Below are 13392 nucleotides of genomic sequence, written 5' to 3' on the forward strand. Positions count from 1 at the left end.
GGAGCTGGATATCATGAAAAAATTTAATATTACCATCGCTGGAGGCGGAAGTACATTTACACCGGGGATCATTTTGATGCTGTTAGACTATCTAGATGAGTTCCCAATTCATACAATTAAACTCTATGATAATGATGAAGCTAGACAAAAGACGATTGCAGATGCATGTGAGATTATGTTAAAAGAACGGGCACCAGAAGTGCGATTACTGGCAAGCACGGATCCAGAAGAAGCCTTTACTCAAGTCGATTTTGTGATGGCACATATTCGTGTCGGGAAATATGCAATGCGAGAATTAGATGAGAAAATTCCATTGAAGCATGGAGTCGTCGGACAGGAAACATGCGGCCCAGGCGGGATAGCTTACGGAATGCGGTCCATTCCAGGTGTATTAGAACTTGTCGATTATATGGAAAAATACTCACCTGAAGCTTGGATGTTAAACTATTCGAACCCTGCAGCGATAGTCGCAGAGGCAACACGTAAGCTAAGACCGAATGCCAAAATTTTAAACATATGCGATATGCCAATTGGCATTGAAGAATTAATTGCAAAAAATTTAGGCTTATCTTCGCGGAAAGAACTAGAAGTCGATTACTATGGTTTGAATCATTTTGGCTGGTGGACAGATATTCGAGATAAAGCAGGAAATAGCTTAATGCCTGAGGTAATTAAGCATGTAAGCCAGCATGGTTATGCAACAGATGGAACATCTGAGCTAGAACAGCAGAAGAGCTGGAACAGCACATTAAAAAAGGCCAAAGATATTCAAGCGCTTGATCCAAAAACGATACCGAATACGTATTTGAAATACTATCTATTTCCAGATGAAGAAGTGGCACATTCAAATATCGAGTTCACGCGTGCCAATGAAGTGATGGAGGGGCGGGAAGCTTTTGTTTTTAGTGAATGTCAGGCCATCATTGATAAAGGAACTGCAAAGGAAACAAAGCTGACCATTGATGAACACGCTTCCTATATCGTTGATTTGGCACGAGCCATTGCTTTTAATAAAAAGGAACGGATGCTGATGATCGTAGAGAACAATGGCGCTATTAGGAACTTTGATCCAACAGCCATGGTCGAAATTCCTTGTATTGTTGGCAGCAATGGTCCAGAAAAATTAGTAGTTGGAGAGATTCCTAGATTTCAAAAAAGTCTTATGGAGCAGCAAGTTGGCGTAGAAAAACTAGTAGTAGAAGCATTTGAAGAAGGGTCCTATCAAAAATTATGGCAGGCCATCACATTATCGAAAACGGTGCCGAGTGCTAAAGTAGCAAAAGATATTTTAGACGACTTAATTGTGGCAAATCAAGCATTTTGGCCAGAGTTAACATAACACGAGAATAAGCAATATGGGCGTGACAGCGCTCATATTGCTTATTTGTTTTTTCAACCGATGTATTGTAAAAAGCCTCCTTACCAAAAGGGGGCCGCCATTCCTTACTCTGCGGTCTCCTCAACCTCACGGCTATCCTCTGTTTCACCAATATAAATAGGGCCGTTTGCGTGGTCGATTCGGATTGGCCACTCGTACGGAATTTGAAGACGTCTAGCAATGGCTCTCCAGAATTTTGTGGAATCCATTTCGAATTCTTGAAAGTCTTTTAATAAGTCTTTGTAAGACGAGCCATCAAATTGAATGAACATATCTTGAAGGCGCATGAACGCGACATGTCTCACTTCAAGTGCTGCTGCGGCATCCATTTCTTCTTCTGTTGCTTCTCCGATGATTGTACCTGCGGGCGGAAGCATGTCGTATACGTTAAATTCCTCTTCTTCTTCGTGTGCTGCATTGTGCTGTTGATCTGACATTTTTCTTCACTCCTTCTAGTTCTCAATCAAAACTTTATTTCGTGCTTACTTCTATTATCGGAAGGAAATGTGAAATGTGGAATGAAAAGTGGAGCAGATTCACAACTCTTGCTTTTTTCTCTTGAATCATCTATGATCAATTACAGATATAAAAGGTCTATAATAGATAGAAAGGGGTTTCCTTATGAAATATTCTAAAGCAACCAACTATGCGCTGCATACGATGGTGTTTTTAACTCTTGCGCCAAAGGGTAAAGCGATTGGCGTTGAGCCTCTTGCTAAGATGCAAGACCTTTCACCAACTTATTTATCCAAAATTTTAACAAAGCTTGTGAAGGCGGGATTGATTGAATCAACTCCTGGTGCAAAGGGAGGTTATACCCTTATCAAACGAAAGGAAGACATTTCTTTTTTAGATGTCATTCAGGCTGTAGAAGGACAAACGAATTTATTTCGCTGCTCCTTAGAGCATGACTCCTTTATGCCTCATGATGGCTGTTTGATTGAACAAGTTATGCAGGATGTTGAAACGAAAATGCAGGAGACATTAAGTCAAAAACGGTTAATTGATATTGCGAACCAAATTGAACAGACAGAAAAAAATCCATTTTTCAACATGTGATTTTTTTGAACTAATTATAGATATTAAGAGTCTTTAAAGTCTTGAATAGAAAAGGAGAGATTGATATGTTATTAGATTGTGCCATTATCGGAGGCGGGCCAGCCGGATTAAGTGCAGCACTTGTTGTAGGGAGAGGCAGAAAGCAGGTCATTGTATTTGATGATGAGCTGCCAAGAAATCGAGTGACGCAGGAATCACATGGATTTATTACAAACGATGGAATGACACCGTTTGAGATCAGACGAGCGGGAGAGGCAGATCTTCAAAAATACCCTAATATCAAAATCAAACGAAGTCGAATTGTTGATATACAAAAGAAAGAGGAAAGATTTACGTTACTAACACACGAGGGGGATACATTCAAAGCGAAAAAAATCATTTTAGCAACAGGTCTTCAGGATATACTGCCAGAGATCGAAGGAATTCATGATGTGTACGGAAAAACGTTGTTTAGCTGTCCTTTCTGTGATGGATGGGAATTAAAGGACAAAGAACTTGCCCTCATTGCAGAGAGTCAGCGAGCCCTGCATATGGCTAAGCTTCTTTCCAATTGGACAAAGGATTTGATCGTGTTTACGAATGGGCACGTGTTGGCTGAAGAGGACAAGGTACTTCTGACGGCACATTCTATTCAAGTCATTGATGTGCCAATTGTGTCGATTGATCAAGACAATGGGCAGCTGCGCTCTCTCCAGCTTGCAAATGGGGAGACAGTAAAAAGGGAAGGCGGTTTTGTCGCAAGTGAATTCAAGCAGTCAGCCCCATTTGCTGAAAAACTAGGCTGTCAAATGACGAAGAATGCTGGTATTGAAACAGATATCCTTGGACGTACAACCGTCAGTGGTGTCTTTGCATGTGGTGATAATCTAGGCGGTCCTGCTCAGTTAGTTCTCGCAGCAGCAGCTGGAAGCCAGGCAGGAATGGGTGTCATTCATGAACTGGTGCAAGAAGAGTTTCAAGAAAAAACATCTCTATGAAAAGAGATGTTCAGCGATGAACGGTTTTCTGTTTTGCTAAGACGTGAGCTGTCCATTCAAAAAGTGCGTAGATGACAAAGAAGATCAGGATCCAGCTGCTGACATCGACCCATACATTGGTGATCTGAATGATGTTCGCCTGATCAAGTCCAGCCTGTATCCACATGGTGATCAGTGCTGTAAGGAACACTTGTAAAAACCATTTTGATGTTTTCAATTGACCACACCTCCATCTCTTTCTATCATATAAGAAATGACAGTTTATTTCCAATTTGTTTCCCTATATGTTTCAACGGTAAAATGAAAAATAAAACGAGTGAAAGGAAAGCAAATGAGTGATCAAACAAATATGTTTCTAAAAAATCATTTTCCTCATCTTATCCTCACGCCGCCTCTTTTTTATGAGTGGCCTATTGGGCTTCGGTTTGAAGTGGCAGATTGGTCATTAGGAAAAGAATCGATTGTATTAGAAAAAGCGGGAGATCGTGCTTTAGAGATTGTGAAATATGTTTTTGATCCAGAAGACGAGATGCTGCTTGTGACGGATGTGTATACAGATCATGAACATGAATTAACGAAGCGTAAGCTCCTTGTCTATCAAAAATATGTGCATCGGCAAGTGAGGAACAGATTGCGCCACGAGCTTTTGACTTATGTACGTCCAGAAATAGAAGATTCACTGACATTAGAGAGATTTACACTCAAATGCCAGCTGCAAGACATTCGATTGCGTCCGCTTCTCCATGCGATGTGCCAGGAGGATTTCTATGCACCGAATCAAATCTTGAAGGGAAAACTGGGGTATGAAATTTACCTAATGAATCTCTCAAAAAAAATGATTTTTCACTTATATGATGATCGAGGCTGTGATCTCATTGCGGCAGATGCTGAGCGTCTACGCCCAGTCTATGAAGGCTTACAGCACTGGCTATTAGACTATGATCGTCCTCAGATGGACCGGCTGTTTGCAGCCAAATAAAAAAACCGCACTTTCGACAAGTGCGGCTTCTTTTTATGCTTCTACTTTATTGAAGAACTGTGGCAAATATTCTTTGTGTGCTTCTAGCATTTCATCTAGGATGCTTTTTGCAATTGCATCTGATGGGACAAGCGGGTTGATGGTCATTGCGACAAGAGCTGTGTTGTAATCGCCTGTCACGGCTGCTTCAGCAGCTACACGTTCAAAGGATTTAATTTGAGAAATAAGTCCTTTGACAGCGACCGGCATTTCACCAACAGCGATTGGTTTAGGACCGTCTTTTGTGATCACACAGTTGAGTTCAACCGCAGAATCATTTGGAATGTCACTAATAGCCCCGTTATTAATGGTGTTTACAGGCTGAATGTCATGCTTGTCGTTATAAATGGATGCAATCAAGTTGCATGCCGCATCACTGTAGTAGGCACCGCCTCGTTTTTCAAGCTGTGGCGGCTTGATGTCGAGATCAGGGTCTTTGTAAAGCTCGAACAAATCATTTTCTAATGCGCGAACGACTTCAGCACGTGTTCCTTCATTTGCTGCTGCTTTCTTTTCCTCAGCCAGCATATCACTTGTTTTGTAGTAGTAACGGTGATACGGACAAGGAATGACGCCAAGCCCTTTTAAGAAATCAGCATCCCACGGAATCGCTTGAATGTTGTTCATCGACATGCTGGAGTTTGGATCAGCCATGTCTTCGATGACTTGATCCATGATGCTTTTGCCATCTAAGAATACATTGAGTCCAAAGACCATATGGTTTAATCCAGCAAAGCTGACTTCGACTCTGCTTGCGTCGACACCAAGCCCTTTGGCGATTCCCATGCGAATGCCGATCGGCACGTTACATAAACCAACGACTTTACGATGGTTTGAATAACGAAGAACGGCTTCAGTGACCATACCAGCTGGATTTGTGAAATTCACAAGCCATGCATTCGGGCAAAGCTCTTCAATATCTTTGACAATATCAAGAATGACAGGAATGGTGCGAAGTCCTTTGAATAGACCTCCTGGACCATTTGTTTCTTGACCAATGACATCATATTTTAAAGGAATGCGTTCATCCTTCATACGTGCTTCAAGAAGTCCGACACGGAATTGTGTTGTGACAAAATCAGCATCTACAAGAGCTTTCCTGCGATCTAATGTTAAATGAACCTCGATTGGGAGCCCTGCTTTTTTGACCATGCGTTTTGCAAGATTTCCGACGATCTCAAGTTTTTCTTTTCCCGCTTCAATATCAACGAGCCAAAGCTCGCTAATCGGAAATTCATCGTATCGTTTAATAAATCCTTCTACAAGCTCTGGTGTATAGCTTGATCCTCCGCCAATTGTGACAACCTTTAATCCTTTTGCCATGTTCTGCACCTCCGAATAATGTAACGCGCAATGTTATAATAGAGAAAAGTCTTTTTTCTTGTTTGTACATCTATAGCTTATCGTGAGAGCATCATGTGCGTAAATGACTTCAGTGTCTTTAGGCAAGGGTGCCCTATTTAGAGATTTGTTACATAAAAGAAACATATTGTGACATGTAGTTGGAGAAAGGGGAAGTCAGATGTTTTCAAGTGAGGTCATTTCCAGCTTTAATGAACTAGAAAGCGCTTTATACCGATATATCATGGAAAACAGTGAAAAGGTCGTGTACATGAGAATTCGAGATCTTGCAGATGCTGCACATATTTCCACCTCGTCTGTCCTTCGCTTTTGCCGAAAAGTAAATTGTGAAGGCTTTTCAGAGTTTAAAGTGAAGCTCAAAATGTATTTAGAATCAGAGCAGACACCTTCTTTAAAAAGCACACAGCACTTTCTATATGAATTTATTGAACGAACATTGAAGGGAGACTTTGAGGGGAAAATTAAGGAGGCCGCGAAGCTCATTGCTGAGGCAAAAAATGTGCTGTTTATCGGAACTGGCAGTTCTGGCATTTTGGCGCAGTATGGGGCGAGGTACTTTTCAAGTCTTGAGAAATTTTCATTTTACATCAACGATCCGTTTTTCCCGATGAATATGCAGTATTTAGACAATAGTGTCACCATTGTGCTGTCTGTATCAGGGGAGAACAGTATTACGATTGATCATATTTCGAAGTTAAAAAGAGAAGGCAGCAAGATCATTAGTATTACGAATAACCAGCACTGCACGATTTCACGCATTTCAGATTTAAATATTGCCTACTACGTCACAGATGAGCGGGTCCACAGAGCCAATATCACCACACAGACGCCAGTTGTGTATATTTTAGAAGCCATGGCCCGTGACATGTTTGCGATGTTAAAAGAAAAGTAAAAGAGCCGCTGCATACATCAGCTGCTCTCTTTTTTCTGCTTCATAAAAGCAAGGATGGCAATGCCGGAACAAACGAGCACAAATAGACCGCCCAGTAAATACACAGACCTCGCCCCGTATACATCTGCAATCAATCCAACAAAGAAAATAGATAAACCGACCGATACTGAAGAAAGGACGTAGTGAGCCGAATACACCTTTGATAAATCATGTACTGGCGTTTCCGTTTGAAGAATGGTTTGCTGCGAAACATCTCGGATTTGGTAGGCAGGCCCCATCAAAATACAAAGCACCAAAGCAAGCCACGGCAGGCTGTTCAGTGAATAGACAATGGTCAGCACTGCATAAATGAATGAACCAGCTGCCATAAAGAGGAGAAGCTGTTTTTGAATAAACTGACTCATCCATGCAGCTAAGAGCCCGCCTATGATGGCACCTGTATAATAAGCGGCATTGATAAATCCCCACCATTCCTCACCTTGCTTTAAATCATGGGTGACAAAGGCAAGCGTAATCGCCCCGATCCACACAGCACCCGCAATATTTTCACAAACATCCATAAAGGTCAGGGTGCGAACCGTTTTATTTCTCCAAATGATCGTCCAGCCATCTTTGAAGCTGTTCATCTTATTTGCTTTTCGAACCGTCTCTTCTTGCTTAAGAAGAGGAAAGACAGGGATGAATAATAGATAAGACAACACAATCATGACACAGGTGATCCACATTAAATAAAATGGCCCGATCCATAGGACCAGCATTCCAGTGAACGAATAACCGGCGATTTGAACCATTTGATGAAAAATGGAGGCTGTACTGTTTGCTTTCACAAGCTGATTTGCTGGTACAAGCATCGGCATGATGGCCTGCATTAAAGGACTGATGAACCCGCCTGTGAGGGAAATCAAAATAAGCGCACTAAACAACCAGACCATATGCTGCTGAAAGAAATGAAATTGGGCTGTAAACACGATGAGCATCCCAAGACGTAAAAGCGGGACCCATTTCAATAGCCGGCCAGCTTGAAAGTAATCGGTTAAAACAGGAGAGAAGAGCCCAGCCAATAGCTGGCATATTGTTCTAATCAGCGGAAATACAGCCGCATAGGCAACAGATTGTGTATCTTGATAAATGACAAACGTGATCGTCATCACAAATAAAATATCACTCAGCATGAGAAGGCTTTTACTGCTTGTATAACACCAAAACTTGTTTCCCATATCAAACCGGCTCCTTTTCAAAAACAAGTTCAGTATAGCATGGTGATGGTGTGTCCAGAGGCTTTTCATTGAAAAATACATCTTAAGGATGAGAAGATTGTGATAAGCTAAATGAAGGACATTGTAAGGAAAGGGGTTCAATCGATTGAAAAAATTACCGGCACATGACTTTTTGGACAAACATGGCATCCCATATGAGGTCAAAACATTTTCTGCCGAAACAGAAAAGGGAGCAGCAAATGTAGCAGCAGCTCTTGGTTTTCGTGAAAGACAAATGATTAAAACATTGATTTTTGAAACAGGAGAAGGAGAGCAGCTGCTTGTGATGGTTGGCGCTGACCAGCATATTAAGTCAGGGAAACTCAAGAAAGCAGCCGGCTCCCGTAATATTAAAATGGCTTCACCGGAGAAGGTTCTTGAAGTGACGGGCTATCGAATTGGTTCGATTCCGCCGTTTTGCTGGCAGCCAGAAGGATTCCGCACCATTATTGAGGCTTCGTTATTAGAAGAGGAAATATTAGGTGTTGGGGCAGGCGAATGGGGAAATGAAATCCTCATCACCCCAGAACAATTAGTGAAAGCCTCAAAAGCTGTACCGTTTGACATCGTGCAGCCAGCTGAATAGAGAAAAAAAGTGCCTGTTTCAGAAGCAGGCACTTTTTTAATTGGCAGCAGGCGTAGTAAATGGACCGATACCTTTCATTTGCAGGAAGGCATCCACGGTTCTATTTTCTTCAAGATCATTCGCCCGTTTGCACACAACAACCGGTCTGACGATCTCAATGCCTTCAATGTACACGCGCCCAATTTCTTGCCGCTTGAGACTGCCATGAACCGCATCACGGGGAACAAGTGTGATGCCATATCCAGCTTTGATCATTTGAATCGCTTCATGAACACCGCTGAATTGTAAATCAACGGTCGGTTTTTTGATTCCTTTCGAGGTAAAAAGAGAAAAGAGCTTATCTCTTGTGGAACTGCCTTCTTCCCGCATCAAAAAAGGCTCCTGACTCAGGCGCTCCAGCGGGACCGTTTTTCCGTTCAACGGATGGTCAGCCGGCACAATAAAATCATAGCTTAAATTCGTTAAATGAGAAGTGAGGATCTCCTCATGGTGCAGATCCTCGATCACAGCGATGGCCACATCTGATTCATATTGAAGCAGGCTCTCTAAAACTTGAGCGGAGTTTCCGCTTTTTAATTCAATTTCTGTCTGTGGTGAAGATGTTTTAAAAGCAGCAAGCCAATCTGGCAGTAAAAAGTTGAGTGGTACATAGGTAGAAGCGATGCGGAGCCGCCCCTTTTTTCCGTTTTGTAAAAGTGTGATCTGATATTCTACTTCTTTTTCAGCCTCGAACACTTGCCGGGCATAAGGGTATAGAATTTTTCCCATTTCCGTAAGTGTAATGCCTCTGCCATTTCGTTTAAAAAGACGGAAACCGATCTCACTTTCAATGCTTCTAAGCTGAGCCGTCACAGCTGGCTGTGTCAAAGATAGCACGTCTGCTGTTTGTGTAACGCTTTTTGTCTCTGCGACCTTTGCAAAAATCCGAAGGGCATGTAAATTCAACTTTGCACCACCTATTAATTATTTTGATGGTTTAATCAAAAACATTCATTAGATTTATTATAAGGCATCCCTTATTGTAAAGATAGCGAAGGGGGAAGGAAAAATGGATCATCGTCAAAAGCAAGTGGTGTCAATATCGCTTATCACAGCATTTGCACTGATTGGGGATTCAATGCTTTATATTGTTCTTCCGATCTATTGGAAAGAGGTTGGTTTATCATCTATTTGGGAGGTCGGGCTGCTGCTGTCCATTAACCGATTCATCCGCATCCCGCTAACACCTGTCGTTTGGTGGCTCTATCGGTTTGTCCCAATGAAGACCGGTGTATTGATCGCTATTTTGATTGCATCAGTGACCACAGTGCTATATGGTGTGAGCGGTTTTTGGCTCCTGCTGATCTGCCGCTGCGCTTGGGGGCTGGCATGGACGTTATTGCGTATGAGTGGAATGAGATTAATTGCTGAGATGGAGGAAAGCTCTCAAGGGCATTATACGGGCATTTATAATGGCCTTTACCGGCTTGGCAGTTTATTCGGCATGTTATGTGGCGGAATATTCGCCAGCCTGATCGGCTTCCAGTTCATGACGCTTGTTTTTGGTTTACTCTCATTACTAGGAATCATTTTTTATGTCTCTTTGGATGAGATTGAAAAGGGAGAAGAGGGGCAGGTGTATCAAGTCATCAAACAGAGGTGGCTTGCACGAGATGTTGTAAAAGTATTAATGACAGGTATGCTGATCGCACTTGTGATCCAAGGGTTATTCGCATCAACCCTCAGTCATGTCATTGAAGCAAGGATCGGTCATGGTGAATTTGCTCTGTTCGGCTTTGTTATCGGAGCTTCGGCTTTAAGTGGAATCATTCAAGCGCTCAGATGGGGGTGGGAACCATTTGTAGCACCGAAAACGGGCAGATGGTTTGATGGGCTTGTAATGAAGGAACGAACGCTTTGCTGGATGTTTCTTTCATTTGGAGGTCTCAGTTTTCTGGCGGTCATGCTGAAGGTAAGCGGCTGGTTTCTTGTGATGCTGCTTTTGATCCAGCTGCTCTCAACAATCTTAACGACATTAACGGATACGCTTGCTTTTCAAAAAGCGTCTGCTCAAACAGATAAAAACCGCTTCCTCGCAAGCTATTCCTTTGTTCAAGATATGGGAGCGGCTCTAGGACCCTTGTGCGGATATACGATGATTCAGTTTTTTGGGTCAAGCAGCGTCTTTTGGCTGATGCTCATCATAAGCTTATTGCTTGTCAGCATGTGGGCAAGAGGCAGGGAGCTGAATGTTTCTTCTGATCCAGCGTAATAAATCAAGCGTTATACAAAAAAACTGCCTCATGCGCTGAATGCAAGAGGCAGTCGTGTGTTTTTATTCTAGATCTGAATCATAGGCTTTTTGCGTCAGCTGGCTGACCACCTCTTTTAACCCATTTGGTTTATGAAACTCAACAGGTGTGCTTCCTTTTTCGAAGACGATTTGATCTGCTTCAACGAGCACGACATATCGATTGTTGAGCTTTGCAATATGGATCGAGTGGCCAAAGTCTGCTAGAAGACCTTTGATTTCCGTTTCGCCTAGACGCATTTTCATTGTGATATCAGGGGTTTGTTCAACAATATGGGAGGCCGCTTGTGTGACCTGCTCTGTATCGAGTGTTTCTCTAATTTCTCGCTTTTCACTCGCTTCCCATATTTCAAGATCCTCTTCAAACTGCTTTAATTCTTCACTTTCATCCTGTAATGTTTCAAAAACCTGTTCCTGTACCATATTCATAACCTGTGATTTCATGATTTCAGGCATGGATTCACCGTATTCGACGAATTTCAAAAAGTCCTCAAAATAACGAGCGTGTGAAGATTGGTGAATTTTCACTTCAGCTTCCTCAGTCATTCCCTCTTCTGGCATAAACGGGTATTGAATCGATTTCATGTTTTTTGTCGTAATAGCCATTTCGACTTTTCTAATCAAGGTAGATGTATCAGCGATAGAAGCCACTTTTTGTTCGAAATCGCATTTCATAATAAAGACAAAGGAATCATCGAAATACTTTTTAGGAACAGCAGAAGCAACTAAAAAAACGCCGCCTCTGACAGCACTTGTATCTAAATATGTGCGAACAAACTGTTCACTGCATTCATTAAACAATTCTTTTGTATCTGCAAATCTCGTTTGATGAAATAGGTTGTAGTTTGGGTTTGAATCGAGCTCATGACCGGGTTCTACAATAAATCGGCCAATTTTGGTCGGTACTTGTTCAGATTTAGGGTGTCTGTCCACTTTTCGTTTGACGATTTTTTTCAGTTCACCGTCTAAAAAGTCCTTCAGCTCACTTTGTTCAAATTCTTCTTGATCTAGTGTTTGATAATGTTTAAATCGTTTATTTGCTTGTTCATCTTTGCCTTCGACTTCCACGACAAAGAATGATAGAAAACGTATCGTAAAATCCATTGATTGGTCACCACTTTTTCTTCTTCGGATATGTTGAGTATAGAAAAAGGAGTGAAAATCGTCAACGAATGGAGAAATATCGTGTCATTATTTCCCGAGAAATGTTTATTGAAAAACACTTGATAATAATTATCATTCTTGATAGAATGGTAAAAGAAAAGAAGGAACCTGCCAGTTCCTTCATCTCAGAGAAAAATATTATTTTGTTTCAAATGTTTCGCAATCAGTTTCAGCATTGCGAGTCACTTCAGTCATCGTGTTTTTACCGATTTTAATGGTAGAAGCGGTACAGCTGTTTTCAGCCCAAAAACGGCAAGAGTTCACTTCACAAAGAACGTTTTGTGCCAAGGGAATTCACCTCCGTAATTCATATTGAGAATGAAACAAGCTGCCACTTGAATTCATTCAATCTAGTAGTCTCTTTGTAGAAAGAGGCTGTTTGTGCTGGTTATGCACATGTTTATCATACCATCTACCCTGAAAATATACAATTTAAACTTTGGAAGAGCGAGAATATGAATCTCGCTCTTTTTTTATTTGTAAAAATAGTTAAATGCTAGGTGGCACACTCTCTCATTTCGACATATGAATAGAGTAGATTCAAAACCTGATGTCGGACAAAGTATGGGGGTACATGTACTGACTTTCCGCATAAAGATAGGGTTTTTAATCAAAAAATCTTCATAGAGAGATGAGGGGAGAAGATGAAAGCAGTCATTCTCTGCGGAGGAAAGGGAACGAGAATGAGTGAGGTCACACAAGCGCTTCCTAAACCACTTGCTATGATCGGAGATCGGCCTATTCTATGGCATATTATGAAAATCTATCAGTATTACGGTGTAGACGAATTTATCCTATTGCTTGGATATAAAGGAGAGAAGATCAAAGAGTACTTTCTGAACTACGACTGGCAGCATCACAGCATGCAGCTCGATATGGCGACAGGAGAAATGAAGCTTTTAGGGAAAAAGGAGAACTGGAAAATCACCTTTTTAGATACAGGTGAAGATACGATGACAGGCGGACGTTTAAAGCAGGCACAGGATTACATTGGTGATGAGACCTTTATGATGACGTATGGTGATGGACTGGCCAATATCAATATGTTTCATTTGCTGAAACGTCATCATGATCTTGGAGCAGCTGCGACTGTCACAGGCATTGAAAAGAAGTCCCAGTACGGGACACTGAAGGTGTATAACGGGATGGCACAATCCTTCTCTGAGAAGACAGACAGTATCGGGATGATCAATGGAGGATTTTTTGTGTTGTCTCCAAAGGTATTTGATTATTTGACAGATGATGATCAATGCGTGTTTGAAGCGGAGCCTCTTCAAAAACTGGCGGATGATGGAGAGCTTGCCGTTTATGAGCATCACGGATTTTGGACAGCAATTGATACGTATAAAAACCTGAAGGAAATCAACGACATGTGGACAGATGGAAAACAACCATGGAAGGTTTGGTGAC

General features: G+C 41.7%; 15 protein-coding genes. 8 read left to right on the top strand and 7 right to left on the bottom strand.

Annotation, left to right across the window (positions count from 1 at the left end; all coding sequences use genetic code 11):
* Positions 1–13: 13 nt before the first annotated feature.
* The gene (locus tag NSU11_RS03605) at positions 14–1339 is read left to right on the top strand and encodes a 6-phospho-alpha-glucosidase (protein WP_034623075.1); all 1326 of its coding nucleotides are present in this window, start codon (positions 14–16) and stop codon (positions 1337–1339) included.
* 104 nt (positions 1340–1443) lie between these two features.
* Here NSU11_RS03605 and NSU11_RS03610 read toward each other — a convergent pair whose 3' ends face one another.
* Entirely contained in the window at positions 1444–1815 is a 372-nt protein-coding gene (locus NSU11_RS03610) for a hypothetical protein (RefSeq protein WP_133744839.1), read from the bottom strand.
* Positions 1816–1999: 184 nt separating this feature from the next.
* Here NSU11_RS03610 and NSU11_RS03615 point away from each other — a divergent pair, with 184 nt between their 5' ends.
* Positions 2000–2437: an Rrf2 family transcriptional regulator gene (locus NSU11_RS03615; protein WP_034623077.1), complete on the top strand. Its 438-nt coding sequence runs from the start codon at positions 2000–2002 to the stop codon at positions 2435–2437.
* Between the two features lie 65 nt (positions 2438–2502).
* Positions 2503–3414 carry an NAD(P)/FAD-dependent oxidoreductase gene (locus NSU11_RS03620; RefSeq protein WP_149125902.1) on the top strand — a complete coding sequence of 304 codons (912 nt, stop codon included), beginning with the start codon at positions 2503–2505 and terminating at the stop codon, positions 3412–3414.
* A 10-nt stretch (positions 3415–3424) separates the two neighbouring features.
* Here the strand turns inward: NSU11_RS03620 and NSU11_RS03625 are convergent, their stop codons facing one another.
* Complete coding sequence (locus tag NSU11_RS03625; protein ID WP_149125901.1) at positions 3425–3631, bottom strand: hypothetical protein; 207 nt, start codon at positions 3629–3631, stop codon at positions 3425–3427.
* A 114-nt stretch (positions 3632–3745) separates the two neighbouring features.
* On the opposite strand from NSU11_RS03625, the gene NSU11_RS03630 reads away from it, so the two are divergent.
* Positions 3746–4393, top strand: coding sequence for a DUF3885 domain-containing protein (locus NSU11_RS03630; RefSeq protein WP_171464037.1), 648 nt, complete (start codon positions 3746–3748; stop codon positions 4391–4393).
* 33 nt (positions 4394–4426) lie between these two features.
* On the opposite strand, the gene NSU11_RS03635 is transcribed toward NSU11_RS03630, so the two are convergent.
* Entirely contained in the window at positions 4427–5755 is a 1329-nt protein-coding gene (locus NSU11_RS03635; RefSeq protein ID WP_024424565.1) for a 6-phospho-beta-glucosidase, read from the bottom strand.
* Positions 5756–5954: 199 nt separating this feature from the next.
* Here NSU11_RS03635 and NSU11_RS03640 point away from each other — a divergent pair, with 199 nt between their 5' ends.
* Positions 5955–6686, top strand: coding sequence for a MurR/RpiR family transcriptional regulator (locus tag NSU11_RS03640; RefSeq protein WP_024424566.1), 732 nt, complete (start codon positions 5955–5957; stop codon positions 6684–6686).
* A 17-nt stretch (positions 6687–6703) separates the two neighbouring features.
* Here the strand turns inward: NSU11_RS03640 and NSU11_RS03645 are convergent, their stop codons facing one another.
* Positions 6704–7903 carry an MFS transporter gene (locus tag NSU11_RS03645; protein ID WP_103132303.1) on the bottom strand — a complete coding sequence of 400 codons (1200 nt, stop codon included), beginning with the start codon at positions 7901–7903 and terminating at the stop codon, positions 6704–6706.
* 145 nt (positions 7904–8048) lie between these two features.
* On the opposite strand from NSU11_RS03645, the gene NSU11_RS03650 reads away from it, so the two are divergent.
* Positions 8049–8528, top strand: a complete 480-nt coding sequence (locus NSU11_RS03650) for a YbaK/EbsC family protein (RefSeq protein WP_024426664.1) — start codon at positions 8049–8051, stop codon at positions 8526–8528.
* Positions 8529–8564: 36 nt separating this feature from the next.
* Here the strand turns inward: NSU11_RS03650 and NSU11_RS03655 are convergent, their stop codons facing one another.
* Positions 8565–9473, bottom strand: a complete 909-nt coding sequence (locus tag NSU11_RS03655; RefSeq protein ID WP_024424569.1) for a LysR family transcriptional regulator — start codon at positions 9471–9473, stop codon at positions 8565–8567.
* A 103-nt stretch (positions 9474–9576) separates the two neighbouring features.
* Between NSU11_RS03655 and NSU11_RS03660 the strand changes: the two genes are divergently transcribed.
* Positions 9577–10779, top strand: a complete 1203-nt coding sequence (locus NSU11_RS03660) for an MFS transporter (RefSeq protein WP_044334999.1) — start codon at positions 9577–9579, stop codon at positions 10777–10779.
* Positions 10780–10842: 63 nt separating this feature from the next.
* Here NSU11_RS03660 and NSU11_RS03665 read toward each other — a convergent pair whose 3' ends face one another.
* Together NSU11_RS03665 and NSU11_RS03670 are read right to left on the bottom strand one after the other, a co-directional pair.
* Positions 10843–11922, bottom strand: a complete 1080-nt coding sequence (locus tag NSU11_RS03665) for a DUF3900 domain-containing protein (protein WP_044335001.1) — start codon at positions 11920–11922, stop codon at positions 10843–10845.
* A 198-nt stretch (positions 11923–12120) separates the two neighbouring features.
* Positions 12121–12270: a DUF1540 domain-containing protein gene (locus NSU11_RS03670; protein ID WP_073204211.1), complete on the bottom strand. Its 150-nt coding sequence runs from the start codon at positions 12268–12270 to the stop codon at positions 12121–12123.
* Between the two features lie 356 nt (positions 12271–12626).
* On the opposite strand from NSU11_RS03670, the gene rfbF reads away from it, so the two are divergent.
* On the top strand, positions 12627–13391 hold the full coding sequence (rfbF, locus tag NSU11_RS03675) for a glucose-1-phosphate cytidylyltransferase (RefSeq protein ID WP_342493792.1): 765 nt from the start codon (positions 12627–12629) through the stop codon (positions 13389–13391).
* The last annotated feature ends 1 nt before the right edge of the window (position 13392 follow it).

The organism is Bacillus sp. FSL R5-0712 (assembly GCF_038593285.1).
In the GTDB taxonomy this organism is placed as follows: Bacteria; Bacillota; Bacilli; order Bacillales; family Bacillaceae; genus Bacillus; species Bacillus safensis.